Source organism: Ornithinimicrobium cerasi, assembly GCF_003702705.1.
In the GTDB taxonomy this organism is placed as follows: domain Bacteria; phylum Actinomycetota; class Actinomycetes; order Actinomycetales; family Dermatophilaceae; genus Ornithinicoccus; species Ornithinicoccus cerasi.
On the sequence record NZ_QZMN01000007.1, the window covers coordinates 80,835 to 105,477 of the forward strand.

Annotated in this window: 25 protein-coding genes; 10 read left to right on the forward strand and 15 right to left on the reverse strand. The window is 73.3% G+C overall.

The annotated features are described in order from the left end of the window. Positions 1-31 precede the first annotated feature (31 nt). Both D4B81_RS09625 and D4B81_RS09630 read left to right on the forward strand, forming a co-directional pair. The gene (locus D4B81_RS09625; protein WP_122262241.1) at positions 32-736 is read left to right on the forward strand and encodes a PIG-L deacetylase family protein; all 705 of its coding nucleotides are present in this window, start codon (positions 32-34) and stop codon (positions 734-736) included. Continuing rightward, a complete protein-coding gene (locus D4B81_RS09630; protein WP_122262243.1) occupies positions 736-2,784 on the forward strand; it encodes an SGNH/GDSL hydrolase family protein in 2,049 nt (682 codons plus the stop codon). Before D4B81_RS09625 ends, D4B81_RS09630 begins: the two co-directional genes overlap by 1 nt. Here the strand turns inward: D4B81_RS09630 and D4B81_RS09635 are convergent. Continuing rightward, positions 2,777-3,583: an SGNH/GDSL hydrolase family protein gene (locus tag D4B81_RS09635; protein ID WP_122262245.1), complete on the reverse strand. Its 807-nt coding sequence runs from the start codon at positions 3,581-3,583 to the stop codon at positions 2,777-2,779. The two genes, D4B81_RS09630 and D4B81_RS09635, sit on opposite strands and share 8 nt — an antisense overlap. Positions 3,584-3,675: 92 nt before the next feature. Here D4B81_RS09635 and D4B81_RS09640 point away from each other — a divergent pair, with 92 nt between their 5' ends. From D4B81_RS09640 to D4B81_RS18090, 6 genes are all read left to right on the forward strand, one after another. Next, positions 3,676-4,128, forward strand: coding sequence for a hypothetical protein (locus D4B81_RS09640; protein ID WP_122262247.1), 453 nt, complete (start codon positions 3,676-3,678; stop codon positions 4,126-4,128). Beyond that, entirely contained in the window at positions 4,125-4,655 is a 531-nt protein-coding gene (locus D4B81_RS18500; protein WP_122262248.1) for a hypothetical protein, read from the forward strand. The genes D4B81_RS09640 and D4B81_RS18500 overlap by 4 nt, the downstream gene beginning before the upstream one ends. Before the next feature lie 58 nt (positions 4,656-4,713). Further along, positions 4,714-6,003, forward strand: a complete 1,290-nt coding sequence (locus D4B81_RS09650) for a hypothetical protein (RefSeq protein ID WP_122262250.1) — start codon at positions 4,714-4,716, stop codon at positions 6,001-6,003. 78 nt (positions 6,004-6,081) lie between these two features. After that, entirely contained in the window at positions 6,082-6,351 is a 270-nt protein-coding gene (locus D4B81_RS09655; RefSeq protein ID WP_122262252.1) for a hypothetical protein, read from the forward strand. Between the two features lie 8 nt (positions 6,352-6,359). After that, on the forward strand, positions 6,360-6,689 hold the full coding sequence (locus D4B81_RS09660) for a hypothetical protein (RefSeq protein ID WP_122262254.1): 330 nt from the start codon (positions 6,360-6,362) through the stop codon (positions 6,687-6,689). Between the two features lie 87 nt (positions 6,690-6,776). After that, positions 6,777-6,944 carry a hypothetical protein gene (locus D4B81_RS18090; RefSeq protein ID WP_161965098.1) on the forward strand — a complete coding sequence of 56 codons (168 nt, stop codon included), beginning with the start codon at positions 6,777-6,779 and terminating at the stop codon, positions 6,942-6,944. Between the two features lie 111 nt (positions 6,945-7,055). Here the strand turns inward: D4B81_RS18090 and D4B81_RS18095 are convergent, their stop codons facing one another. After that, the gene (locus tag D4B81_RS18095; RefSeq protein ID WP_161965099.1) at positions 7,056-7,274 is read right to left on the reverse strand and encodes a hypothetical protein; all 219 of its coding nucleotides are present in this window, start codon (positions 7,272-7,274) and stop codon (positions 7,056-7,058) included. A gap of 65 nt (positions 7,275-7,339) precedes the next feature. On the opposite strand from D4B81_RS18095, the gene D4B81_RS09665 reads away from it, so the two are divergent. After that, the gene (locus D4B81_RS09665; protein WP_272914064.1) at positions 7,340-8,905 is read left to right on the forward strand and encodes a ComEC/Rec2 family competence protein; all 1,566 of its coding nucleotides are present in this window, start codon (positions 7,340-7,342) and stop codon (positions 8,903-8,905) included. Positions 8,906-9,042: 137 nt separating this feature from the next. Here the strand turns inward: D4B81_RS09665 and D4B81_RS09670 are convergent, their stop codons facing one another. The 8 genes from D4B81_RS09670 to holA all read right to left on the reverse strand — a co-directional run bounded on the left by D4B81_RS09670 (position 9,043) and on the right by holA (position 19,568). Beyond that, on the reverse strand, positions 9,043-9,969 hold the full coding sequence (locus tag D4B81_RS09670; protein ID WP_097186709.1) for a LysR family transcriptional regulator: 927 nt from the start codon (positions 9,967-9,969) through the stop codon (positions 9,043-9,045). A gap of 35 nt (positions 9,970-10,004) precedes the next feature. After that, positions 10,005-11,123, reverse strand: coding sequence for a PheS-related mystery ligase SrmL (srmL, locus tag D4B81_RS09675; protein ID WP_122262258.1), 1,119 nt, complete (start codon positions 11,121-11,123; stop codon positions 10,005-10,007). 202 nt (positions 11,124-11,325) lie between these two features. Beyond that, positions 11,326-12,189, reverse strand: a complete 864-nt coding sequence (locus D4B81_RS09680) for a DegV family protein (RefSeq protein ID WP_122262260.1) — start codon at positions 12,187-12,189, stop codon at positions 11,326-11,328. 7 nt (positions 12,190-12,196) lie between these two features. Beyond that, entirely contained in the window at positions 12,197-15,136 is a 2,940-nt protein-coding gene (gene leuS, locus D4B81_RS09685; protein WP_122262470.1) for a leucine--tRNA ligase, read from the reverse strand. Between the two features lie 233 nt (positions 15,137-15,369). After that, positions 15,370-15,636, reverse strand: coding sequence for a 30S ribosomal protein S20 (gene rpsT, locus D4B81_RS09690; protein WP_097186712.1), 267 nt, complete (start codon positions 15,634-15,636; stop codon positions 15,370-15,372). 219 nt (positions 15,637-15,855) lie between these two features. Next, positions 15,856-17,124, reverse strand: coding sequence for a class I SAM-dependent methyltransferase (locus tag D4B81_RS09695; protein WP_237565923.1), 1,269 nt, complete (start codon positions 17,122-17,124; stop codon positions 15,856-15,858). Between the two features lie 2 nt (positions 17,125-17,126). Next, positions 17,127-18,533: an FAD-binding protein gene (locus D4B81_RS09700; protein WP_237565924.1), complete on the reverse strand. Its 1,407-nt coding sequence runs from the start codon at positions 18,531-18,533 to the stop codon at positions 17,127-17,129. Positions 18,534-18,593: 60 nt separating this feature from the next. After that, positions 18,594-19,568 carry a DNA polymerase III subunit delta gene (holA, locus tag D4B81_RS09705; RefSeq protein ID WP_122262266.1) on the reverse strand — a complete coding sequence of 325 codons (975 nt, stop codon included), beginning with the start codon at positions 19,566-19,568 and terminating at the stop codon, positions 18,594-18,596. 255 nt (positions 19,569-19,823) lie between these two features. Between holA and D4B81_RS09710 the strand changes: the two genes are divergently transcribed. Beyond that, on the forward strand, positions 19,824-20,057 hold the full coding sequence (locus D4B81_RS09710) for a hypothetical protein (RefSeq protein ID WP_122262267.1): 234 nt from the start codon (positions 19,824-19,826) through the stop codon (positions 20,055-20,057). On the opposite strand, the gene D4B81_RS09715 is transcribed toward D4B81_RS09710, so the two are convergent. The 5 genes from D4B81_RS09715 to fdhD all read right to left on the reverse strand — a co-directional run bounded on the left by D4B81_RS09715 (position 20,042) and on the right by fdhD (position 24,641). After that, the gene (locus D4B81_RS09715) at positions 20,042-20,452 is read right to left on the reverse strand and encodes a DUF952 domain-containing protein (protein WP_122262269.1); all 411 of its coding nucleotides are present in this window, start codon (positions 20,450-20,452) and stop codon (positions 20,042-20,044) included. The two genes, D4B81_RS09710 and D4B81_RS09715, sit on opposite strands and share 16 nt — an antisense overlap. Beyond that, positions 20,449-22,653 carry an ATP-dependent DNA helicase gene (locus D4B81_RS09720; protein ID WP_122262271.1) on the reverse strand — a complete coding sequence of 735 codons (2,205 nt, stop codon included), beginning with the start codon at positions 22,651-22,653 and terminating at the stop codon, positions 20,449-20,451. Before D4B81_RS09720 ends, D4B81_RS09715 begins: the two co-directional genes overlap by 4 nt. Positions 22,654-22,704: 51 nt before the next feature. Beyond that, entirely contained in the window at positions 22,705-23,136 is a 432-nt protein-coding gene (locus tag D4B81_RS09725; RefSeq protein ID WP_122262273.1) for a DUF1801 domain-containing protein, read from the reverse strand. Positions 23,137-23,403: 267 nt separating this feature from the next. Next, on the reverse strand, positions 23,404-23,796 hold the full coding sequence (locus D4B81_RS09730; protein ID WP_161965100.1) for a hypothetical protein: 393 nt from the start codon (positions 23,794-23,796) through the stop codon (positions 23,404-23,406). After that, entirely contained in the window at positions 23,793-24,641 is an 849-nt protein-coding gene (fdhD, locus tag D4B81_RS09735) for a formate dehydrogenase accessory sulfurtransferase FdhD (protein WP_122262277.1), read from the reverse strand. Before fdhD ends, D4B81_RS09730 begins: the two co-directional genes overlap by 4 nt. Positions 24,642-24,643: the final 2 nt, after the last annotated feature.

Here is a 24,643-nt window from a genome sequence, read left to right on the forward strand (position 1 = left end):
CACCGCCCGCCCCCTCTCCCGCAGGAACGTGATGCAACTCCTCGCCGTCCCGACCAGCGCGAGCACGCAGCCGACCAACGTGTTCGTCGTCGCCCACCAGGACGACGAGCTCCTCACCTTCGGTTCGGCGATCCGTCAGCACGCCGAGACGGGGCGCGTCGTCGTCGTCCTGGTCACCGACGGTTCTGCGACCGCGGCCCGCAGCAAGATCGAGGACCGCCTCGGCCGACCGGTGACCCCGGCCGAGATCACCACCCACCGCGACACCGAGTTCACCTGGACGTGCCGGGCGCTCGGCGCTGACGAGTGCGTCATGGCACCGCAGCGGGCGGTCGACGGCACCCTGACCCCCGAGGCGGCCGACGAGGTCATGACCTGGGTCGCGGCCACCTGGCCCGGCGCACGGGTCAAGTCGCACACCTGGCTCGGCTGGCACAACGACCACGTCAACCTCGGTCACGCGCTCGCCCGGGCGCACGAGGCGGGCACCATCACCGACGCCCGGTTCTACATCTCCCCCTCCGAGCTGCGCTGGGCCGGTGGTGAGTCCGCGCTGCCGGTGCCGCTGGGCCGGGTCCGCCGCGACGTCGCCGGCGCCCAGGGTGCCTACCGGTTGTGGGCGCCGCACGTCGGGGCCAACCGGTACTGGTCGGTCGGCTACACCTCCACCCGGGCCAGCTTCCACGCGCACGCGCAGGACACCGTCTCCTACCACCACGCACCCCTGGAGGGCTAGTGAGCACGAACATCCCCACCGGTCCCACGACCTGGGGCGCCGCCCGGACGGTGCTCGAGCAGCGCCTGGACGACGTCGAGGCAGGCATCGCCGCCCTGCCCGATAGCGGCACTTCTGTGACGGTCAACGGGATCGCCGCGGACGAGTCCGGCGCGATCACCCTCGACGCCGCCACGGTCGGTGCCGCGCCCGCGTCGATCATCGGACCGGGGAAGAACCTCTACAACCCCGCCGACCCTGACGTCGTCACCGGCAAGTACCTCGACTGGACCACCGGCGCCGTCGCCACGTCCGCCCCCTACTTCATCACCGGGTACATCCCCGTCACCCCCGGCCAGGCGTACACCATCTCCAACCCGCGCTCGGCGGTGTTCTACGACGCCACCAAGACGATCATCCCCGGCAGCGTCGTCGACAACCCCTCCTATGCCGCCGTGACCCGCACCGCCCCGGCAGGCGCGGCCTACCTGCGTGCGTCGTCGTACACGTCGATCTACGGCGCCACGTTCCAGGTCGAGAAGGGCACAGCAGCCACCGCTTTCGAGTCCTACGCGGTCGTGCTGCAGGAGTCGCTGTCCGCGCCGATCCGCGAGGCGCTGACCGAGAAGATCGACGCCGCCCCAGGGTTCCTCCACGCACGCGGCGAGGCCGAGCGGGTCGGGAGCCTGGACTACACCGTCGCCACCTTCCACGGGTACGGCCTGCCGGTGCTGGTCACGCAGACCACGAAGTTCGACCGGGTCACCTTCCCCATCGCCACCACCGGCACGGGGAACCACCGGGTGCGGGTCTACTCCCTGCCCACCTTCGGCTCCAGCAAGCTCGTCCCGGCAGGGTCGCCCACGTCCACGCTCCTCGCCGACGTCACGGTGCCCGCCGCCAACCTGCCAGCCGGGACGGCCCCCCAGGACACCACCATCGCCCTGGGGCAGACCGTCCTGGTCGCGGCGGGCCTGTACGTGGTGGTGCTCATCACGTCCGCGTCTGCCGGTGCGCTCACGATCCGCCGCTGGACGACGAACCCCACCGGCGACCGCCTCGGGTTCTACATGGCGACGGACAGCCCCAACACGATCGCCGGGCCTGGGTCCCTGCCCAACTTCGGCGCGACTCCGCCCCGCCTCGACTTCGGCGGCCCACCCGTCGCCTCCATCGTCGAGCGGATCGACGCCGTCGAGGAGGCGGTCGCACCCCCCGACCCGGCGACCCTGCCGCTACCCGCGCACAAGTACATCGACCTGTGGACCTCGCACATCTTCGACGGTGGCCGCAACGTCTACGTCACCGGGCAGGGCACGGCAGCCACCACCGCAGCATCGGCAGCGGCGGGTGCGACCACGCTCGACGTCGCCAGCGCGGCAGGCTACACCGCAGGCGTGTCCATCGTCACCGGCGCGGGCACGGCGACGCAGCAGGTCGCCCGTATCGCCTCCGTCGCCGGGAACACGTTTACCCTCGTCAAGCCCCTGCAGCACCCCGTGACCTCCGGGCAGGGCATCCGCCCGCTGTGGTTCAACGCCTCCCACCTCACAGGCGCGTCGGAATCGGCGGCAGGCTACCTGGCGATGGCCCGCCACGTCGCGTTCCACACCGGCCTCGACGGCTACCGCACCATCCCGACCGACACGGGCAAGGTCACGATCCTGGGCAACTCGTGGATCTCCCAGGGCGCCGCGGCGTGGACGGCGCAGCTGCAGGCGGCGATCCCTGGCGTGACCGTCGTCAACGCCGGGGTGGGCGGCAACAACACGGCCGCCCTGCTGGCCCGGTTCGACACGGACGTCCCCGCTGACTCCGACGTCATCATCCTGTTCGAGTGGGTGAACGACGCCTACGGCAACGTGTCCCGCACCCAGCAGGCGACCAACTGGAAGGCGCTGGTCGACAAGGCCCGCGCCATCACCCCGAACGGTGTCGTCATCGTCGGCCCGGCCCCGCTCAACGAGTACCCCGACCGGGCCGCCACTCAGCAGGCGGACGCGGTCGCACGCTCCGGGCACACCATCGAAGGGCTGACGATCGCCCGTCGCCTCGCCGAACTCAGTTGAGCGCGTCGATGGTGACGTCGGCCCACAACCGGTAACCGTCGTCGTTGGGATGCACCCCGTCGTCCTCCAGGAGCGCATCGACGTCGTCGGTGGCCAGGAACGCGCCGGCCACGTCGAGCGTCGGCACCCCATGGTCGAGCGCGGCCCCCTCGATGGCCTCGCGGACCTCCCGGTTCGCGTCCTCGGACTGCGGCTGCTGCAGCACGGTCACCACGACGGCGTCCGGCGCGGCGGTGATGACCGCGTCGAACAGTTCGGTCATCTGCGTCGCCGCGTACTCCCCGCTCTCGCCGTAGTTGTGGCCGAAGTTCAGCAGCACCAGGTCAGGCTCCTCCACGATCAGGTCGTCAAGGTGGTCGACGGCATCCTCTGCGATGGTGCCGCCCCTGCCGCCGCTGTAGATCATGAGAGGCGACCCGGCCTCGGAGTATGTGACCTCCGGCAGGTAGGTGGGCGGGTCCGACCCCGGTTCGCGCGGCGCGAACGTGACGCTGCGCTCGTCCGCGAGCTGCTGAGCCCACTCCTGCGCCCAGGCCCACGTCGTGGAGTCTCCGAGGACCAGCACCGTGGCGTCGTCCTGGTCGAGCGTGGCCCGGGCGTCGTCGAGCGTCCACCGCGGCTCCACGGTCTCGGCCGGCTCCGCGGTGACGGTGTTGGCCGCGTTCATCTCGGCCACGGACGGCGGGGTGTAGTCGCCGCTGACGGGCGGTGGCTGGTTCACGGTCACGAACGCGAACGCTGAGGCCCCCACCGCGACCGCTGCCAGCACACCAAGACCGACGTTCCCCGCTCTGCTCATAAGGGTCGAGTCTACCGACGCGGCCGAGCACCCCCTGACCTGTCCCAGAACGTCCGGCTATGTGACACCCCCACCAGCTCGAGGAGGACCCCGTGCCCGACGCCCAGACCTGGTACCCGCGCCTGGGCAGGCGCGGCGGGATGCTGCTGCTCATGGCCGGCCTGTGGGCCTACGTCGGGACCGGGATCGTCATCGGCCCCGTCGTCGAGGTCCCCGGCCTGATCCACACCCAGTGGCCCACGTGGGTCCGGGTCGGCGAGTGGTACGTCGCCGCGGTGTTCGGGATCGTCCACGCGTGGCGCCTGCGGGACACGGCCGCCTGGGCGCTCCTGCTCCTGCCGCCGCTCATCCGCGCCGTGTCCTTCCTGTGGGGCTGGGTCGTGTGGCTGGTCCCCGGCGGCGAGGCCGGTTACCCCCGGGGGTTGTGGGCCGCGGTCCTCTACCTCTTCATGTGCGGGACCGTGCTCCTCTGCGCCGGCTGGCCCGACCACCCGCCCCGCCCGGCCGTGGCGCGTGAGGGTGAGGCGCGAGGGGGCAGGGGGTGAGCCCGTGGCTGGCCATCCTCGGGACCGCCATCACCGCTATCGCCGGCGTGATCGGGGTCATGTACACGGCCCGCTCCTCACGTCAGGCCCAGGCCGAGGCTGCACGCGCCACAGCCGAGGCCGCCGCCCAGACCGCCGCCGAGACCGCGCGCGCGACCGCTGAGGCCGCCCGCACCGCGCCCTACGCCGAGATGTACGCCGAGCTGCGGGACGCGCGCGAGCGGATGGACCGCCAGGACGAGACGATCCGGGCCCTGCGCGAGGAGGTCGCCGAGGTCCGCAGCACCGCCCGCGACGCCCACCACGTGGCAGAGCAGGCGATCGCCGAGAACGCCGAGCTGGTCGACTACACCCTCGCCACCGCCCGTGGTGTCGCGGCGGGCACAGTCCCGCCGTGGCTGCCGATCCCCTACACGCTGCGGCACCGCCTCACCGAGGCCGACCTCCCGCTCGTCCCCCCCGCCCCCACCGACGCAGTGCCCGACCCGGCCGACGACGGCCAGGACCGCGACCACACCACCGACTGACCGGCGACCGCCGGTCACCGCCGCCCCACCCGACCCGCCCTGGAAGGGGTGATCCGTCATGCCCACCACCCGCACCATGCACGGCATCCGCACGCTGTCCTACAGCCTGCAGGAGACCCGCGCCACCGACCTCGGGGAAATCGACTACTACCCCGGCCTCGAGCGGCCCCGCATGGGCTACCCCGCGGTCTACGAGAACAACCGGTACGGCGCCGCGTGGGGCGACGCCCCCCAGATCGGCGGCGTCCAGCACATCGCCGTCACCGCCGAGTTCCTGGCCGAGAACACCGCCGACCAGTCGGCCGAGAACGTCACCGCGTGGGGCCTCAACCCCGCCAACCGCGGCGCGTCCTGGCCCGACTGCGTCGACCGCGACTCCTGGGTGCCGCTGCTGCCCACGTGGAAGCGCACCTGGACCCACGGCGTCTCCGACGCACCCGCCGACCCCAACTCCCTCCTGATCGGCCAGGAGATGGGCATCATGGGCACCGACTGGCGCACCAAGCCGGACTGGTTCGTCCTCGCCCAGCTGCGCATGGGCGCGGCCGTCTGGGCCATGTACGTCGCCAAGCTCGGCTGGCCCCTGCAGGTGATCCTCAACCGCGCCCAGGTGTTCGAGCACCTCCGCACCCGTCGGCCGATGGGCTTCACCGAGCACTGGGTCCTCGACAACGCCAACCGCAACGACGCCGGCCAGGTCGGCACCGCGCTCGCCACCACCTTCCCCTGGGAGAAGCGCCACTGGGGCGGCCCCGGGATGCTCCCCCTCATCCGCGAGGAGCTTGCCATCCGCACCCGCGGCGAGGTCGTCACCCCCGGCCTGCCCACGCCCGACCCCAAGGTCAAGGACCTGCAGACCCTGCTCAACGAGTTCGGCCACACCCTCGACGTCGACGGCTCCGCGGGGCCGCTGACCACCGCCGCCGCCACGCAGACGGCAGCAGACACCGGATACACCGGCGACGTCAAGGACGCCGCCGCCCTTACCGCACACCTGGAGGTCATCATGACCAAGCTGCTCACCGCCCTCGACGCCCTGTCCACCAAGGTCGACGGCCTGCCCGCCCGCGTGTGGGACGCCACCATCGTCAACCCGGCCACGCAGGTCAGGTCCGACGCCCGCACCTACCTCGCCATGAACGGCCAGCGCGGGTCCGAGACGAACGCCCGCCTCCGTCAGGTCGAGGCCAGCGTCGAGGGCTACAAGGTCGCCCTCGAGGCGCTCGCCTCGAAGCAGGGCCTGGACCCGGCCGCCATCTCCGCCACCGTCGAGGCGGCCGTCGCGTCCGCGCTCGGCAGGATCGAGGCCGACGTGCGCCTCACCATCGGCACCGAGGCCAAGCCGTGACCGTCGGGTCCACGACCGTCCTCACCACCGCCGCATACCACGCCGCACGCACCGCGGCCGGACTCTAGGAGCACTGCCATGTTCAAGATCGTGTCCGCACTCATCGCCTTCACCCCGACCGGGACGGCCGTGTACATCACTGCGGGAGACGGGATCGACGCCCTCGCGCTCGGCTCGCACGACCTCAACGGCCCCGTCCTCCTCGTGCCCCGCGGCGGGTCCGGAGTCACCGCCGCCGTCCTCGCCGAGATCGACCGCCTCGCGCCCGACTACGTCGTAGCGGTCGGAGGCGTCACCGCCGTCACCGACACCCAGCTGAACGCCGCCGCAGTCGCGGCCGGACAGTAGGAGAAGCCATGACCACGCTCGCCATGCCCGCCAAGGTCCGCGTCTACGTCTACGCCGTGCTCGGCGTGCTCTCGCTCGCCGTCGGCGCCACCCAGGTCGGATACGCCGCGATCAACGCACCCGCCCCCGAGTGGCTCACCGTCGCGCTCGCCGTCGTGCCGTTCCTCGCGGCCGGCCTCGGCTACACCGCCGCGACGCACACCCCGTCCCAGGACGCCATCATCGAGCCGGGCGAAGGCGACGTCATCGAGGTCACCCCCGGTGGCGACCACCGTGACGACGACGGCGACGGCATCGCCGACGGTGCGGTGCACTACCCGGGCGAGCCGCGGGGATGACCCCGTGCTCGGCGACGTCGCACGCTTCCTGGCCTGGGCGGCGTGCGGCCTCGTCCTGCTCTGGACCCTCATGGGAGTGATCGCACGATGACCGAACCGACCGACACCGACCTGGGCCTGACCAGCGTGCAGCACGGGTCCGCCCAGCTGGCGCTCTTCCTCGCCGCCACCGTGGCCGGGCTGCTCCTCGCTCCCGCGCGCGGTCTCGCCCGCGTCGCCTGGCACGCGCTGCATCACCCCGGCTGCGTCCACTAGACCGGCGGCGGGCATCGGCTGGCCGCGCAGTGAGCGTGAGGGCCACCCCCGCCGCCCCTCCTGCCCCCGTCCTTCCTCCGGGAAGGGCGGGGGCAATTCTTCGTCTCCACGTCAGCCCCGAGCGTGCGGCGCCCGGTCCGTCAGCCACAACCGCAGCGTGCGCACCCCGACCCCAGCGGACTCCGCCACGGCCGCCTCGTCGGCGCCGGCCGCCAGAGCCACCTTGGCGCGCGCGACGAGCAGGGCCCGAGCCCTCTCAAGCTCAAGTCCGGCCTCGGTCACCTTCGCCAGGGCAGGCCACGTGCGATCTGGGTCATCCTCGGGCGCCATGGCTCAGAGCGTAGCGACAGGTGCAACCGGACCCATATCCTTGACGGACGTTTGTCGGGAGCAACGTGGCGATGATCTGCGGCGCCCTGGCCCTGCTCGTGGCCCGGCTGGGGGTTCCGAGGCGATGGCGCACCCCCCTCGTGCTGCTCGGCCTGGTGGCGTTCGTGCTGCTCTGCCGGCCCGAGCCGTCCGTGCTCCGGGCAGGCGTCATGGGGTCGGTCGGCCTCCTCGCCCTCTCCTCCGGACGCCGCCGGGTCAGCCTGCCGGCCCTGGCGGTGGCGGTCGTGGGGCTGCTGTGCGTCGACCCGTGGCTGGCCCGGTCCTACGGCTTCGCGCTGTCCACCCTCGCCACGCTCGGCCTGGTGCTCTGGTCACGCCCGTGGGGCGACGCGATCGCCGCCCGGCTGCCACGCCGGATCAGCCTCCTCGGGGACGCAGTCGCCGTGCCGCTCGCGGCTCAGGTGGCGTGCGCCCCCGTCATCGTCCTGCTCCAGGGCAGCGTCACCACGGTGGCGGTCGTGGCCAACCTGCTGGCCGCACCCCTCGTCGCACCCACGACCGTCCTCGGCGTCTTGGCCGCGGTGGTCTCCCCCTTCTCCGTCCCGCTCGCACGGCTCGTGGCCTGGGCGGCAGCGCTGCCGGCCTGGCTGATCGGCCGGGTCGCCAGGGCCTGCGCCGAGCTGCCGTGGGGCACCCTCGACTGGGTCGACGGGGTGGCCGGCGCGTGGCTCCTCACCGGCGTGACCCTGGTGGTGCTGCTCACCGGACCCTGGTGGCGCCACCAGCTGGGCCGTCGACCCTGGGCGGGCTGGGGGATGCTGGCCGGGGCGCTGGCGCTGCTGTGGCCCGACCCACGGCTGACCGCGTGGCCGCCGCCCGGGTGGGTGGTCATCGGGTGCGACGTCGGCCAGGGGGACGCCGTCCTCCTCCGCTCCGGTCCGTCGTCAGCGGTCCTCGTGGACACCGGACCCGACCCGGACCCGGTGCGCCGCTGCCTGCGCGACGCCGGGGTGGACAGGTTGGACGCCCTCCTGCTCAGCCACTTCCACGCCGACCACGTCACCGGCCTGCCAGGTCTGGACGGTCTGCCCGTCGCCGTCGCCTACGTGAGCCCGGTCCGGGACCCTGCCGCGTCGGCGACCGACACCCTGCGCCACCTCTCGGACGTCGGGGTGCCCGTCGTCGAGCTGCGCACCGGGGCGCGCGTCGTGGCCGGCGGGGCACGTCTGGAGACCCTCTCCCCCGGTCCGCGACCGGTCGTCGGGGAGTCGGCGGCCAACAACGGCAGCCTGGTTGTGGACGCGAGGGTCGGAGGTCTGGCCGTCCTGCTCACCGGGGACCTCGAGCCGGAGGGGGCACGGCCGGTCCGCCCGGTCGTCGAGGCCCGCGACTACGACGTGCTCAAGGTGGCCCACCACGGCTCCGCCCGTCAGGACGACGACCTGGTGGTCGGTACCGACGCGGAGGTGGCGCTGATCGGCGTGGGGGTGGAGAACGACTTCGGACACCCGGCGCCGCGGACGCTCGACCTCCTCCGCGACGCCGGCATGGTCGTGCTGCGGACCGATCTCGACGGTGACGTCGCGATCATCACCGACGGCGAGCACCTCGTGGTGCACCGACGCCGGTGAGCGGGGCTGACGCAGCAGACCGGCGTAGCCAGGCCCACGCAGCGGGCCGGTGACCAGGGCGGGCCGGTGACCCGGGGGCCACGGCAGCGGGCCCACGCACCGCGCCGACGCACCGGCGGGCGACGTCGCCGCGGCCCTCAGTCGTAGGTCCGGGCGTCCAGCTCCCGCGCGCTCGCGCAGAGCGCCCCGAGGGTCGCGGCCACGGCGGGCACCCGCTTGAGGTCGGGAGTGGTGACGACCTGGACCACCCGCCGCGAGGGCGGCGAGACCGGACGCACCACGACCTCGGGGTGGGAGACCGTGTGCAGGATGAGCTGGGGCACCAGCGCGACGCCCAGGCCGGCGGCCACCAGGCCCAGCACCGCCACGTAGTCCTCGGTCTCGAAGGTGACGTCAGGCTCGAAACCCGCCTGCCTGGACAGGGTGAGCAGGTGGCCGCGGCACCGGGGGCACCCGGCGATCCAGGTGTCGGCGGCCAGGTCGGCGAGCTCCACCTCGTCCTGACCGGCCAGCGGGTGGTCCTGGGGCAGCACGAGCATCACCGGGTCGGTCAGCACGTCGATCACCTCCAGGCCCGCGAGGTCGTCCTCGCCCCGACCGGCGTCGGTGCCCTCGTAGGAGAAGGCGACGGCGAGGTCGACGCTGCCGGCCCGGATGGCGGCCAGCGACTCCGGAGGCTCCGCCTCGGTGAACTGCACGGTGACGTGGGGGTGGTCGCGCCGGAGCGCGGCCAGCGCCTGCGGCACCAGCGTGGCCGAGGACGACGGGAAGGCCATCAGCCGCACCCGGCCGCTCTGCAGGCCGGCGATCGAGGAGATCTCCGCCTCCGCCCGCTCCAGCGCCCCGAGGATCTCGGTGGCGTGCCGGGCCAGCAGCTCACCCGCCTCGGTGAGCCGGACCACCCGGCCCGAGCGCTCGACGAGCACCGTCCCGGTCCGCTCCTCGAGGCGACGCACCATCTGCGACACGGCCGGCTGGGTGTACCCGAGCGACTGGGCGGCGGCCGTGAAGGTCCCCGCCTCGGCGATGGCTCTCATGACCCGCAGGCCCGCGGCATCCAGCATGCCCCGATCATAAGCCCCGCTAATGGCACCGCCGCTCAGGCGAGCTCGAGGTACGGACCCTCGTGGATGGCGAGGTACACCTGGTTGCGCAGGTCGTCGGCCTCGGCGCCGGTGAGCGTCCGCCCGAGCGGCCGGAGCGTGAGCCGGACGAGCGCGTTGGTCTGGTCCGGGCGGAGCCCGAGCCGCCGCCGCGCGGGCTCGGGGAGCTGCTCCCAGCCGGTCCGGGTGAGCACCTCCACGCTCTCCACGTCCTGCACCCGGTCCCCGACGGCGGCGCGCACCCGGTCACCGAGGATCTCGTCCGGGAGGTCCGCACCGACCACCACCGACAGGTCCCGCGACACCGGCGGCAGTGACGACACCTCCCGCCACGGCTCCAGATCACCCATCTGCGCGCTGATCCGCGGCTCTCCCGAGCGCAGGTAGCGGATGTCCGGGATCTCCTTGCGGAGCATCAGCGCGCGCTCCAGGCCCATGCCCAGCGCCAGCCCGGACCACCGCTCCGGGTCCAGCCCGCTCCGCCGCAGCACGTCCGGGTGGATCAGCCCGCACTCGGCCAGCTCGAGCCAGTCGCCGTGGTGCAGCACGTCCACCTGCCGCCCGTGGCGCGTGTACGGGTGGACCGCCGGCGTGGACCGCCACCGGGCGCCCGGCAGCACCGCCCCGACGAGGACGCCGAGCATCTCGCTGAGCTCATCCTCGCCCGTCCCGGACGCCGAGCGCAGCCGCCAGAGATCGACCTGGTGCGGCTCACCGACGTGCGTCCGGTCCACCACGTCGCGGCGGTAGACCAGCCCGGGGACGGCGATCAGCTCGTCGACCTCCCCGTCGCCGGTGCGATAACCCTCCAGGGTGGCCGGCAGGTCGGCGCTGGTGTGGCTGCGCAGCATCGTGGTCGGGCTCGCGTAGCGGCTGTAGCGGGCCTCCCTGGTGATGTCCCGGTCCGCGTAGCCGAGACGGTCGTAGTTGTCGCGCACCGACACCAGCGGCGGGGTGCGGACGACGCGGACGGTGCTGCCCCACCGCCCCGCCAGGGCCTGGAGGACCTCCTCCAGCAGCACCTGTATGGCGTGCCGCCCGTGGGCGGGGTCGCTGAGGTCGCGCAGGGTGAGGGCGTGGTGGAGCTCGTCGGGGGTCAGGTAGGTCGTGGTCATGGCTGGTCCTTCGGGAGCGGCTGCGGGAGGGGGAGGGTCCACCCCCGACCGGGCGCTACCGAGGCTCGTCAGCCGGCTGCGGGCACGCAGCGGACCCCTCGGCCGTCACCCGGCCGGGGGCCCAGAAATCGCTGACCATGCATACCGCTGACGGTAGCAGCGCTCCCGCCCCCGCACACCCCGCTCGGCTGGGGGGCGCCGCTCAGACGACGGGGGCGACGACGATCCCCACCGTGCCGGGCCCCGCGTGCACGCTCACCACCGGGTCGAGCTCGGTGAGGTCCGGGACCAGGCCGGTGCGCTTCTCGACCTCGCCGGCCAGCCGGGCGGCGGTCTCCTCCGCCGCGAGCTGCAGCACGGCCACCTGCACCTCGTGCCCCTCCGCCCGGGCCTCCTCGACGGCCTCGACGGCCCGCTCGACGAGCCGGGCGTGGGCCTTGGCCCGGGTCCGCACCTTCTCCACCGGGTGGACCTCGCCGTCCCGGATCGTCAGCAGCGGCTTGATGGCCAGCGCCGACCCGAGCAGGGCCTGGGCCAGGCCGATCCGACCGCCCCGGCGCAGGTGCTCGAGCGTGTCGACGCAGAACCAGGTCCGGCTGGCCTCCGCCCGCCGGCGCACCACCGCGGCGACCTCGCCCGCCGTCGCCCCGGCGGCGGCCGCCTGCGCGCCGGCGCACACGGCATACCCCATCGCCATCCCGAGCACCCCGGAGTCCACCACCTCGACCTCCACCTCGCCGACGAGCTCGTCGCGGGCCAGCTCGGCCGCCTCGACGGTGCCGCTGACCTTGCCGGACAGGTGCACGGACACGACCGCCGACGCACCCGTGCGCGCCACGGCGTCGCGGTAGGCCGCGACGAGCTCCCCCGGCGAGGGCCGGGACGTCGACGCCCGGTCCTTGCCGCGCGACAGGATCTCGGCGACCTCGGAGGGGGTGATCTCCCGGGCCTGCACCGTGCCGCGCCCGGCGACCGTGACGTGCAGCGGGACGACGGTCACGCCCGCCTCCCGCGCCCTGGCGGGAGGCAGGCAGGCCGTGGTGTCCGTGACGACGTGGACGGTCATCGCCGGGTCAGACGACGACGTTGACGAGGTTCGGCGCGCGAACGACGACCTTGCGGACCGGCGCCCCGTCGAGGACGGCCTGCACCCGGGGGCTCGCCAGCGCCAGCGCCTCCAGCGTGGCGGGGTCCACGTCGGCGGGCACCTCGAGCCGGTCGCGCACCTTGCCGCGGACCTGGACGACGCAGGTCACGGTGTCCTCGACGAGCTTCGCCGGGTCCGCCTCGGGGAAGGGGGCGTAGGCCAGGGAGTCCTTGTGCCCCAGGCGTTCCCAGAGCTCCTCCGCCAGGTGCGGCGCCACCGGGGCGACCATCTGGACCAGCGGCTCGACCGCCTCGCGGGGCACCTTCTCGAGCTTGGTGAGGTGGTTGTTCAGCTCGATCATCTTGGCGACCGCGGTGTTGGTCCGCAGCGCCTCGTAGTCGGCGCGCACCCCCGCGATCGTGCGGTGCAGGGCCCGGTCGGTCGCCTCGTCGAGCGGGACGTCGACCACGGTGACGGCACCCGTCTCCTCGTCGACCACGTTGCGCCACAACCGCTGCAGGAAGCGCTGCGAACCCACGACCGCCCGGGTCTCCCACGGGCGGTACTGCTCCAGCGGGCCCATCGACATCTCGTAGACGCGGAAGGTGTCGGCGCCGTACTGCTCGCACATCTCGTCGGGGGTCACGACGTTCTTCAGCGACTTGCCCATCTTCCCGTACTCCTGGGTGACCGGCTCGCCCTCCCAGGTGTAGGTCGGCGCCCCGCCGTGCGGGTCCGCGACCTCCTCCACCTCGGCGGCGGGCACGGGGAACCCGCGCGCGTCGCGGTAGACGTAGGCCTCGATCATCCCCTGGTTGATGAGCCGTCGGAACGGCTCCTCGGAGGAGACGTACCCCAGGTCGAACAGCACCTTGTGCCAGAAGCGCGAGTAGAGCAGGTGCAGGACGGCGTGCTCGACGCCGCCGACGTAGAGGTCCACGCCGCCCGGGTCGCTCGCCCCGGCGGGTGCGGCCGCGACCGGCGCCGGGCGGGGGCCGATCCAGTAGCGCTCCACCGCGGGGTCCACGAGCGCCTCGCCGTTGGCCGGGTCCAGGTAGCGCAGGTAGTACCAGCAGGAGCCGGCCCAGTTGGGCATCGTGTTGGTCTCGCGGCGGTAGCGGCGTGTCCCGCGGCCGTCGCCCAGGTCCAGCTCCACCTCGACCCACTCGGTGGCGCGCGCCAGCGGCGCCTCCGGGGAGCTGTCCGCGTCCTCGGGCTCGAAGGTGCGGGGGCTGTAGTCGGGCACGTCGGGCAGCGCCACCGGCAGCATCTCGTCGGGCACGCTGTGCGCGACGCCGTCCTCGTCCCAGACGATCGGGAACGGCTCGCCCCAGTAGCGCTGGCGGCTGAACAGCCAGTCACGCAGGCGGTAGGTCACCGTCTCCCGGCCCAGCCCCCGCTCGACCAGCCAGGCGATGATCCGCTCCTTGGCCTCGGCGATCCCCAGCCCGTCCAGGCTGACCTCGTCGTTGGCCGAGTTGATCGCCGGGCCCTCCCCGGTGAACGCCTGGTCCTGCGGGTGACCCTCGGCCGGCTCCACGGTGCGGATGATCGGCAGCCCGTAGGCGACGGCGAAGTCCCAGTCCCGCTGGTCCTGGCCCGGCACCGCCATGATCGCCCCGGTGCCGTAGCCCATCAGCACGTAGTCGGCGACGAAGACGGGGATCTGCAGGCCGTCGACCGGGTTCGTCGCGAAGGCCCCGGTGAACACGCCGGTCTTGGTCCTGGCGTCCGCCTGACGCTCCACGTCGCTCTTCGTCGACGCGACCCGCTGGTATGCCGCGACGGCCGTCCGCGGGTCGGGCGCGCCGTCGCTCCAGCGCGGGTCGGTCCCCTCCGGCCAGGCGTCGGGGACGATCTCGGGCAGCGACGGGTGCTCCGGCGCGACGACCATGAAGGTCGCCCCGAAGAGGGTGTCGGGGCGCGTCGTGAAGACCTCGAGGGGCCACTCAACCGCGTCGTCCAGCGGTGTCCGGGCGCTGAAGCGCACGGTCGCGCCGACCGAGCGGCCGATCCAGTTGCGCTGCATCAGCCGGACCTTCTCCGGCCAGTCCAGCCGGTCCAGGTCGTCCACCAGCCGGTCGGCGTAGGCGGTGATGCGCATCATCCACTGGGACAGGTTGCGCTTGAACACCGGGAAGTTGCCGCGCTCGGAGCGCCCGTCGGCGGTGACCTCCTCGTTGGAGAGCACGGTGCCCAGCCCGGGGCACCAGTTGACCGGCGCCTGGGAGACGTAGGCCAGCCGGTAGCCGTCCAGGACCTCGGCCCTCCGGACGGCGGACAGCTCGCCCCAGGTCAGCGCCCGACCCTCGTCGTCCCACCGCTCGGGTGAGCGCTCGCCCGACTCGAGCTGGGCCACCAGCTCGCTGATCGGCCTGGCCCGGCCGGTCCCGCCGCCCCTGCGCGCCGGCGCGGACTCGTCATACCAGGACTCGTAGATCTGGGTGAAGATCCACTGGGTCCAGCGGTAGTAGTCGGGGTCGATGGTGGCGAAGCTGCGTCGCTGCTCGTGGCCCATCCCGATCCTGCGCAGCTGGGCGCGGTAGATCTCCATGTTGGCCTCGGTCGTCACGCGCGGGTGCTGCCCGGTCTGGACGGCGTACTGCTCCGCGGGGAGGCCGAACGCGTCGAAGCCCATGGTGTGCAGGACGTTGGCCCCGGTGGTCCGCATGTAGCGCGAGTAGACGTCCGTGGCGATGAAGCCGAGCGGGTGGCCCACGTGCAGCCCCGTGCCGGAGGGGTAGGGGAACATGTCCATCACCATGACGTGGCTGCGGCCCAGGCGGGGGTCCTGCGGCTCCGCCCACGGGCCTGCCGGGTTGGCGGAGCGGAAGGTCCCCTCGGACTCCCACCGGTCCTGCCAGCGCGCCTCGATCTCGTTCGCCAGCGCGGCCGTGTAGCGGTGCGCCGGGATCCGCTCGCTCATCTCGTCCTCGTCCTTCGTCTGCTCGTGCTCGTCGTGGGTGCCTCGGTGCACAAAAAAGCCCCTCGGGCAGAGGGGTCAGCCGCGCTGGGTGGTGCGTGGTCAGCGCGGCTGGACAAGGAGGAGCACGCAACGGGTCATGATCACCCGATGGTAGCGCACAGGGCGCCCGCCCCGGCCGGGGTGAGCGCCCTGTCGGCACTGCTGGTCCGGGACCCGAGGTCCCGGCGATCGGCTCAGGCGCCGATCGAGTTGAGCTTCCTGGCCATCGCCGACTTCTTGTTGGCGGCCTGGTTTGCGTGGATGACGCCCTTGGTCACGGCCTTGTCCAGCTTCCTGGACGCGACCTGGAGGGCGTCGCCCGCCTTCGCGGTGTCACCGGTGTCCGCGGCCTCGCGGAACTTGCGGATCCAGGTGCGCAGCTCGGACTTGTAGGCGCGGTTGCGCTCGGTGCGCTTGGCGTTGGTCTTGACGCGCTTGATCTGGGACTTGATGTTTGCCACGAAGTGTTCTTCCTGCGTGATGGTGGTCTGATGTCGTGAGGGCGACGGCCGCACGGTCCAGGTCTGAGGCGTGGGGATGCCCTGGCGGCTGAGCCGTGCGCGGTGGTGCTCCGTGCGCGCACGACCAGGCGCGCCCGCAAGGGTCTACGGTAGCAGCGCCCCGGCCCCCCGCCCAAGTCGGCACCGGGCCGGCCGAGGCGCCGGCCCCGGGCACCGTCCTCACACGACGACGCGCCTCAGCCCCAGACCCGACTCCCCGTCCGCCGAGGTGCGCACGGCGAGCACCTGGTGCAGCTGCATACCGTTGCGCTCGAAGTTCAGGCTCGAGCCGGCGAGGTAGAGGCCCCAGACCCGCGCCCGGCCGCGACCGGCCTCCGCGGCGCAGGCGTCCCAGTTGGCCGCGAGGTTCGCCGACCACGCGGCGCAGGTGCGGGCGTAGTGCTCCCGGAGGTTCTCGTGGTGACGCACCTCCAGCCCCGCGCGCTCGACCTGGGTGACGATCGTGCCGGACGCGCCGAGCTCGCCGTCGGGGAAGACGTAGTGATCCACGAACGCCCGCCGCGACATCCCGTCCTTGGTGCTCGTCGGCCAGGTGATGCAGTGGTTGAGCAGCATCCCGCCGTCGCGCAGGCGGTCGTGCAGGAAGCGGAAGTAGGCGGGGAAGTGCCGGACGCCGATGTGCTCGGTCAGACCGATCGAGGAGACGGCGTCGAAGCCGCGCTCGGTCACGTCCCGGTAGTCGCTGTGGCGGATCTCCGCCCGTCCGGCCAGGCCGGCCCGCTCGACCATCTCCTGCCCCCACGTCGCCTGCTGCCGCGACAGGGTGACCCCCAGCGCGGTGACGCCGTAGTGCTCGACGGCGTGCCGCACCATCCCGCCCCACCCGCAGCCGACGTCCAGCAGGCGCATACCCGGCCGGAGGCCCAGCTTGCGGCAGACCAGGTCGTGCTTGTGCGCCTGGGCCTCCTCGAGGCTGGCGCCGGGGTCGGGGTATGCCGCGCACGTGTAGGTCATCGAGGGACCCAGGACCATCTCGTAGAACCGGTTGGACACGTCGTAGTGGTGGGCGATGGCGACGGCGTCGCGGCGCCGGCCGTGCCGTACCCCGTTGGCCAGGCGCCGCGTCCGCGAGGGGATCTCCTCCGGCGGCAGCTCGGGCAGGGAGGGCCGAAGCTGGCGCACGGCGGCGGCCACCCGGAGCGCGTCCTGGCCCCGCAGCCGGGTGGGTCGCACCTTGTCCCGCAGCAGGACCAGCTCGGGGTAGGGGTTGGCCTCCTCCATCCCGACGATCTCCAGGTCGTCCATGAGGTAGGCGCGGGCGAAGCCGAGCTCGCTGCTGGGAGAGGTGAGGAGGTGGTGCAGCGCCCGGGGGCTGCGCAGGCGCAGCACCCGGCCCGCAGGATCACCCGACGTCGACCCGTCGTAGGCCTCCACCCGCAGCCCGTCGACCGGCCCGGCGAGCGTCTCGAAGATCTCTGCCGCCGTCATCGTCATCGTCCTCGAACCGCCTTGTCGTAGAGGGTGGGCAGCCGGGCGCCGGGGTCGTAGGCGGCCTTGACCCGCGCGTAGACGTCGCCGCCGTAGAGCCGGTCGAAGGTGTCGCGGTCGTAGGTCGCCGTCGAGTACAGACCCTTGTGCCCGCCGAGCTCGGTGACCTTGTCCTCGATCATCCGGTTGACGTCGCCGTCGCGGCCACCGGGCGCGATGTCCACGGCGGACCAGAAGCCCACGTTGACGTAGTCCTCCCCCGGCCGCATCGGGTAGAGCGGCCAGACCCGGTCGTCGCGCAGCCGCACCGGGCACAGCCACAGCGGCTCGATCGGGACGGTCGCCAGGAACCAGCGCACGAACTCGGCCGTGCGCGCCAGCGGGATCTCGACGTCCTGGACGACCCGCTCCTGGTCCGGGCGACCGCGCCGGCGCCGGAGCTGACGCTGCACGTGGTAGCGCTGCTCGAGGGCCATGACCCTCCAGTAGACGTCGCTGCGCCGCCACCGCCGGGGCCATACCCGCCGCAGCCGTGGGTCCTGGGCGCCGAACGCTCGCGAGCACCAGAACCAGTCGGTGTCCCACCGCCACAGGTAGTCCTCGGCGGTGAGCAGGTCGGAGCGCCGGTGCTGGAGCGACCGGTAGTAGATCTGCTGACCGGTGTAGTCCGACGGGGTGCGCCCGCCCGCGTCCTCGGTCCACCACCCCAGGGTCAGGTAGGTCTCGGTCGCACCGAAGACCACCCCGTCGAGGAAGTCGACCCGCTGCCCCTCGTGCTCGCCGGAGCCCATCACCGCGGCCACGACCGCGCAGGCCTCGTCGAGGTCGGCGAGCCGCACGTGGCGCAGCTCGACGAGGGGCGCGGTCCGCTCGAGCTCCACGACGAGCCCGAGGCAGTAGCCCAGGGTGCCGTAGGAGTTGGGCAGGGCGCGGAACAGGTCGGCGTGCTCGCCGTCCGGACGGGCGGTCACCACCCTGCCGTCACCGGTCAGCACGTCGGCCTCCAGGACCGACTCGTGCGGCAGCCCGCTGCGGAAGGACGTCGACTCGATGCCCAGGCCCACGACCGCGCCACCGAGGGTGATCGTGCGCAGCTGCGGCACGACGAGCGGCATCCGGCCGCGCGGGAGCAGCTCCTCGACCAGCCGCTCGTAGGTGGACAGCCCGCCCACGAGCGCCGTCCCGGGACCTCCGCCCTCCCCCTCCGTCAGGTCGAGGACCCCCACCATCTCGGACAGGTCGAGCCGAGAGACGTCTCCCGCCCGGGCGCGGAAGAGGTTGCTCGTGCGCTTGGCCAACCGCACGGGCCGGTCGGCCGGCAGCGCGGCATACCTCGCCGCCACCCGGTCCACGGCGTCCAGGTATGCCGCGGGCCGGCCGGCCCGTCCCTCACCGCTCTCGGGGTGCACGCGCCCCATCCTGCCCACGACGACCTCCCCGCGCCACCGTCCTCGGGGTCGTGTCGTCCCTCAGCCGCTGCGCAGGCGGCAGATCTCCAGGACCGCCCGCTCCACGGCATGCTCCGGGCTGCGCACGGTGGCCCCGGTCCGCAGCCCTCCCTTGACGTCCACGTCGGCGCGCGCGACGACCTCGATCGCCCGCCCCAGACGGGGCCCGTCCCAGCCCGAGGCCACCCGGCGGGCCTGGTCGACCTGCCAGGGGGCCATCCCGAGGTCACGGGCCAGCTGCGCGGAGCTGCCCCGTCCGGCAGCCGCGACCTTGCCGACCTGGCGCAGCTGCATGGCCAGCACCGCGACGATCGGCACCGGGTCCAGGCCTCCGTTCATGGCGTGGCGCAGCAGGCTCGCCGCGGTGCGCTCGTCCCCGGCGAGCGCGGCCTCGGCCACCTTGAAGCCGGTGGTCTCGACCCGCTCCCCGTAGTAGGTGTGGACGTCCTCCACCTCGACGGTGCCCGAGACGTCGCGCATGAGCTGGGCGCAGGCGACGGCGAGCTCCCGGACGTCCTTGCCCACCGCGAGGACCAGTGCGGCCGTGGCCTCCTCGGCGATCCGGCGTCGCCCCTCGCGGAACTCGTGACGCACGAACTCGGTCTTGTCCCTCTCCGACTTGATGGCCTTCGCCTCGATGACGCGGGCCCCGGAGGAGCGCATGGTGTCGAGGACCTTCTTGCCGCGGTTGCCGACCTTGTGGCGCAGGACCAGGGTCACGCCGTCCTCGGGGCGGGCGAGGTAGCGCAGGAGGTCGTCGACGAGCGGGTCGTCGGCCTCGTCGACGTCGTGCACGTCGATGACCGTCCACCCGCCGAAGAGGCTGGGGCTGGCGTGGACGAGCAGCTCACCCGGCTCGTAGGTGGCCGCCTGCAGGCGCACCACCTCGGCCTCCGGCTCGGACGTGCGCACGGCCTCCACGACCGAGGCGACCCCGCGCTCGGCGAGGATCTCCTCCGGGCCGGTGACGAGGGCGAGCGTGGGTGGGGAGGTCACGGCGACAGCCTGCCACGCGTCACCGACATGCTCCCGTGCGCGTCCACAGCGGGCCTGACTACGACGACGCGTAGGAGTAGGATGGGGACAGGTCCGGTACCCCCCGAGCCCCTCGTCGGAGGAGGTACGGCATGGCCGCCACCACCACTCTCAGCACCACCGCTCACGACCGGCCGAAGGACGTCCGCAACGCCTGGCTGTGCCTGCTGCTCCTGCCCGTGGCCACCGTGGGGGCCTTCGTCGTCGGGGGAGTGGTTGGCCTCCGTCCTCGGCGATCCTGCCGTCGACGGACGGCCGGCGCTGTGGGTCGTGGTCGCCTCCGCCGGACCGGCGCTCGCCCTGAACGCGGTGCCGGCGGCGCTGGCCTCGTGGTTCGCCCACCGGGCGGGCCGCCGGGGCGACGCCCGCGGCTGGGTGCCCGCCGGTCTGCTCATCGCCGTGATGGTCGGCGTCGTCGTGCTGAACGCCGCCGCCTACGTCCTCGGCTGACGGGTGGCCTCCCACGGCCCCAGCTCCAGCCAGCCGCGGTCCACGGCGGCCGGCCGGGTGCGGGTGACCGCCGACACGGGCACCGGACCGTACAGGTGGGGGAAGCGTTCCGAGCCCGGGTCGTCGGGGTCCCCCGGCTCGAGCCGGACCTGCACGCCCGCCTGATCGAGCAGCTGCGGGTCGACCTCGAGGACGACGAGCGGCTCGGCCACCCGGGCGTAGTGCGCCCTGACCACCCCGGGCAGCTGCTCCGGGAAGGAGGCGTGGACGAAGCCCACCTCCTGCAGCGTCGCACCGAGGGTCGAGCGCTCGTAGCTGCCCGACGCCAGGGCGGCCTCCCAGTGCCGCTGCTCGGCGAGGTGCCAGACCGACCGGGCGGGCTCCCCGGCACTCATACCGGCACCTCCAGGCCCAGCTGGTTGATGCGTGCGGTGACGAGGTCCGGCGCCAGCTCGAGGTGCTCCGCGAGCTCCTCGACCGCGACACCGGCGTCCAGCCCGTCGCGCAGCTCCTCGTCCTGCTCGTCGGTCCAGGCGTGGCCCCCGGTCACTGCCGTGCGCGGGGAGCGCGCGACCGGGACGGTGGCCGCCGGGCCCTGGAGCGGCGCGCCGCCGATCCCCCGGGCCCCGGGCGCGGAGACGGGCACCACCTCCGGGGCCGTCGCGTCCAGACGCCGCAGCGCCTCCAGCACGAGGTCGCGGTCCGTGGTCGGCCAGAAGGGTGGGAGCGAGCGTTGCAGGAAGCCGGCGTAGCGGGCGCTGATCATCCGCGAGTCGAGGAACGCGACCACACCACGGTCGTCCGAGCGCCGCACCAGCCGGCCCGCCCCCTGGGCCAGCCGGAGCGCAGCGTGCGTCGCCGACACCGCCATGAACCCGTTGCCCCCCATCCGGGAGATCGCCTCGGTCCGGGCCGAGGAGAGCGGGTCATCGGGTCGGGGGAAGGGGATGCGGTCGACGATCACCAGCTGGCAGGCAGGTCCGGGCACGTCGACCCCCTGCCACAGCGAGAGGGTGCCGAAGAGGCAGGTGCGGGCGTCGGAGGCGAAGTCGCGCACGAGTGTGGGCGTCTGGTCGTCCCCCTGGCAGAGGACCCGGATGCCGTCGCCCGCCAGCCGCCGCCTCATCTCCTCAGCGGCGGCCTCGGCGGCCCGCCGCGAGCTGAACAGGCCGAGCGTGCGCCCCCCGGCCGCCCGCACCAACGCCTCGATCTCCTCGAACACCACCGGGGCCGCCCCGTCCCGGCCCGGCGGCGGGAGGTGCCGCGCGACATACGCGATGGCCTGCTGCGGGTAGTCGAAGGGTGAGCCGACGTCCAGCCCCTCCCACGCCGGCGACCCCGCTCCCCGCAAGCCGATGGTGCCGGCGACGGAGTCGAAGGTGCCGCCCAGCTCGAGGGTGGCCGAGGTCAGGACGACCGTCCGCTCGCTGAAAATCTTCTCGCGCACCAGCATCGCCACGCTCATGGGTGCCACCCGCAGCACGGCGCCACGTCGCTGGTCGTGGGTGACCCACGCGACGTCCAGCTCACGCTCCTCGAGCACCCGGGCTGCGGTGTCGTGCACCTCGTCCACGGCGGCCAGCGCGAGCTGCTTGCCCCCGTCGACCTCCGCGCCCTTGTCCGGCCTGATCTCCGACAGCGTGTCCCGGGCGGCGTCGCGCACGAGCTGCAGCGTGGTGACGAGACGCTCGGGCAGGGCGGTCAGCTTGCCCTCGGGCAGGTCGGCGAGGGCGTCGGCCACGAGGTCGACCGTCTCCCCGAGCCGGGCCGAGGCCTCCCCCTTGCCCGCGCGGCGCGCCGCGACCGACACGGAGCCGGAGGTCAGCTCGTCGGTGATGGTCGAGGTGATCCGGTCCGTGAGCTCGTGCGCCTCGTCGACGACCAGCAGGTCGTGCTCGGGCAGCATGAACCGGCCCTCGAAGGCGTCGATCGCCATGAAGGAGTGGTTGGTGACGATGACGTCGACCTCCTTCGCCGCCTCTCGCGAGCGCTCCACGAAGCACTCGGCGACCACCGGGCAGCGGCTCCCCAGACACTCGTGCGCCGAGACCGACACCTGCCGCCACGCCCGGTTGCCCACCCCCTTCACGAGCTCGTCGCGGTCGCCGGACTCGGTGAGGTCGGCCCACGCGCGCAGGCGGACCACCTCGTCCCCCAGCCGCGAGCGCTCGCGGTCGACCGATCCGACGGACAGCAGCGTCTCCTCGTCGTCCTCCGGGAAGCCACCCACGAGCTTGTGCTGGCACAGGTAGTTGGACCGCCCCTTGACGAGCGCGAACGTCGGCCGCCGCCCCACGAGCGGTTCCAGCGCGTCCGCGATGCGGGGCAGGTCCCGGTCGACGATCTGGGCCTGCAGCGCCAGGGTCGCCGTCGCGACGACGGCGGGCTTCCCGGTGCGCATGGCGTGGGCGATGGCCGGGACGAGGTAGGCGAGCGACTTCCCCGTGCCCGTCCCCGCCTGCACGAGCAGGTGCTCCTCCCGCTCGACCGCCCGTTCGACGGCCTGCGCCATCTGCACCTGGCCGGGGCGCTCCACCCCGCCGACCGCGGTCACGGCGGCCTGCAGCAGCGTGGGGAGGTCCGGCACCGAGGGCATGGGTTCAGCGTAGGCGCTGCTACCCACAGCCCCGACTGTCGTCCACAGCCGTCAGTCGTCGACCACCTCGACCGCGGTGACGTCCTGGAAGGAGTGGGCCACCAGCTCACGCAGCACGTCGAGGTCGAGGTGCTCCAACCGGGTCGCGTAGACGCAGCCCACGCCCAGCGTGTGCTTCCCCACCCGCGCGAGCAGCTCCTCGCTGCGCGGGTGACCCAGCAGCCCGTACAGCGTGATCCTGGCCTTGCGCGGCGAGAAGCCGACCCGGAACCACGTGCCCTCAGCCCCGCCGCTCGGCGAGCGGTAGTGGAACGACCCGTAGCCGACCATCGACGGTCCCCACATCACCCCCTCGCTGCCCGTGGCCCCTGCCATCAGCGCGAGCAGGACGCGCCCCTCCGCGGCCCGTCGCTCGTCCAGGGTGTCCAGGAATGCCGTGGGCAGCACGTCGGTGGGCGCGGTCGTCGGTGCTCTGCCAGCCATGGCCCCATCGTGGCACCACGAACCGACACGTCTGCGCCGTCATGCGGTGTGAGAGCTTGCGCCGCACCAGCCAGCGCCTCAGCCGGGCGCTCGTCGCCTCCGTCTGAAGCACCCTCTCGAAGTCGGCGTCCTCGAACCACGACGTCAGGCCGACGTAGGCGAGCGTCTGGTCGACCTTCCCGCCCTCGGGGTCGACCGGGTAGGCCTCGACCGCGTCCGCACCGGACCGCGCGGCCTCCGCGACGACCGCCTCGATGAGCAGCCTGGTCAGACCGCGCCGGCGGAACTCGGCCGGATCCGCAGGCAGATGACCACCCAGACGTCGTCGTCGTGGGCCCTGACCAGTCTGGACGAGCTCTCGACGTAGCTCATCGACGAGCGTGGGGCCGCCCCCACCCAGCCGGCGAGCTCACCGTCGACGTACGCGAGGAGCCCGGGCGGCACCGGCCCCTCGCACAGCTCCCTCATGACCTCCTCCCGGCGCTCGGTCCCACCGTCCTTGAGCTGGGCCGTGAGGAGCCGGTGCGAGAGGCACCAGCACGCCTGGCCCCCCGACACGGAGGGACCGACCATCCGCGCCACGTCCGCGAAGCGCCCCGTGGCCGGGACCACCTCGACCTCGGCGGGCGCGAGGGGGGCTCGTGGCCCGCGCGGACTCATGCCTCACCGTCCGGGACCACGCGGTACCGGCCGGTGTAGACGTTGAGGCTGCTCCCCCGGTTGAACCCCACCAGGGTCATCCCGACCTCCTCCGCGAGCCGCGCCGCGAGCGAGGAGGGGGCCGACACGGCGGAGAGCACCGGGACCCCGGCCATCGCCGCCTTCTGCACCAGCTCGAACGACGCCCGCCCGGACACCTGGAGCACGGCCCCGCGCAACGGCATACCGTGCTCGCGCAGCGCCCACCCCACCACCTTGTCCACGGCGTTGTGGCGCCCGACGTCCTCGCGCACGCAGGCCAGGTCCAGCCCGCCGTCGGTCGGGAGGAACAGCCCCGCGGCGTGGACCCCCCCGGTCCGGTCGAAGACCAGCTGCCTCTCGCGCAGCCGGTCAGGCAACGAGAGCAGCTGCGCCACAGGGTATGTCGTGGCGTCGACCCCAAGGTCATGCACGCCCTCGCGCCGCACGGCGTCGATGGACGCGGTCCCGCACACCCCGCACGAGCTCGACGTGTAGACGTGCCGTTCCAGGGACGGGTCCGGCGGGGTGACGCCGTCGGCGAGCGTGAGGTCGACGACGTTGTAGTCGCGCAGCCCGTCGGCCCCGATGCCCGAGCGGTAGTCGATCTGCGCGACGTCCGCCCAGCCCGCGAGCATCCCCTCCCCGTGGAGGAACCCGACGACGAGGTCGAAGTCGTCGCCGGGCGTGCGCATCGTGACCGACAGCGCCCGGCCGTTGACCCGCACCTCCAGCGGCTCCTCGCCGGCCAGGACGTCGGCGCGCTCGCGCACGTCGCCGCCGGCGGTGAGGCGGGTGACGCGTCGGCGTTGGGTGACCCGGACCATGC

What these genes read in the sequence shown, in the direction of transcription:
- srmL (WP_122262258.1), bottom strand. Translation starts at nt 11,123, where the DNA reads ATGACCACGACCTACCTGACCCCCGACGAGCTCCACCACGCCCTCACC.
- D4B81_RS09695 (WP_237565923.1), bottom strand. Translation starts at nt 17,124, where the DNA reads ATGACGGCGGCAGAGATCTTCGAGACGCTCGCCGGGCCGGTCGACGGG.
- D4B81_RS18095 (WP_161965099.1), bottom strand. Translation starts at nt 7,274, where the DNA reads ATGGCGCCCGAGGATGACCCAGATCGCACGTGGCCTGCCCTGGCGAAG.
- D4B81_RS09725 (WP_122262273.1), bottom strand. Translation starts at nt 23,136, where the DNA reads ATGGCTGGCAGAGCACCGACGACCGCGCCCACCGACGTGCTGCCCACG.
- D4B81_RS09720 (WP_122262271.1), bottom strand. Translation starts at nt 22,653, where the DNA reads ATGCCCTCGGTGCCGGACCTCCCCACGCTGCTGCAGGCCGCCGTGACC.
- D4B81_RS09715 (WP_122262269.1), bottom strand. Translation starts at nt 20,452, where the DNA reads ATGAGTGCCGGGGAGCCCGCCCGGTCGGTCTGGCACCTCGCCGAGCAG.
- leuS (WP_122262470.1), bottom strand. Translation starts at nt 15,136, where the DNA reads ATGAGCGAGCGGATCCCGGCGCACCGCTACACGGCCGCGCTGGCGAAC.
- D4B81_RS09680 (WP_122262260.1), bottom strand. Translation starts at nt 12,189, where the DNA reads ATGACCGTCCACGTCGTCACGGACACCACGGCCTGCCTGCCTCCCGCC.
- fdhD (WP_122262277.1), bottom strand. Translation starts at nt 24,641, where the DNA reads ATGGTCCGGGTCACCCAACGCCGACGCGTCACCCGCCTCACCGCCGGC.
- D4B81_RS09650 (WP_122262250.1), top strand. Translation starts at nt 4,714, where the DNA reads ATGCCCACCACCCGCACCATGCACGGCATCCGCACGCTGTCCTACAGC.
- D4B81_RS09655 (WP_122262252.1), top strand. Translation starts at nt 6,082, where the DNA reads ATGTTCAAGATCGTGTCCGCACTCATCGCCTTCACCCCGACCGGGACG.
- D4B81_RS09625 (WP_122262241.1), top strand. Translation starts at nt 32, where the DNA reads ATGCAACTCCTCGCCGTCCCGACCAGCGCGAGCACGCAGCCGACCAAC.
- D4B81_RS09635 (WP_122262245.1), bottom strand. Translation starts at nt 3,583, where the DNA reads ATGAGCAGAGCGGGGAACGTCGGTCTTGGTGTGCTGGCAGCGGTCGCG.
- D4B81_RS18090 (WP_161965098.1), top strand. Translation starts at nt 6,777, where the DNA reads ATGACCGAACCGACCGACACCGACCTGGGCCTGACCAGCGTGCAGCAC.
- D4B81_RS09730 (WP_161965100.1), bottom strand. Translation starts at nt 23,796, where the DNA reads ATGAGTCCGCGCGGGCCACGAGCCCCCCTCGCGCCCGCCGAGGTCGAG.
- D4B81_RS09670 (WP_097186709.1), bottom strand. Translation starts at nt 9,969, where the DNA reads ATGCTGGATGCCGCGGGCCTGCGGGTCATGAGAGCCATCGCCGAGGCG.
- D4B81_RS09660 (WP_122262254.1), top strand. Translation starts at nt 6,360, where the DNA reads ATGACCACGCTCGCCATGCCCGCCAAGGTCCGCGTCTACGTCTACGCC.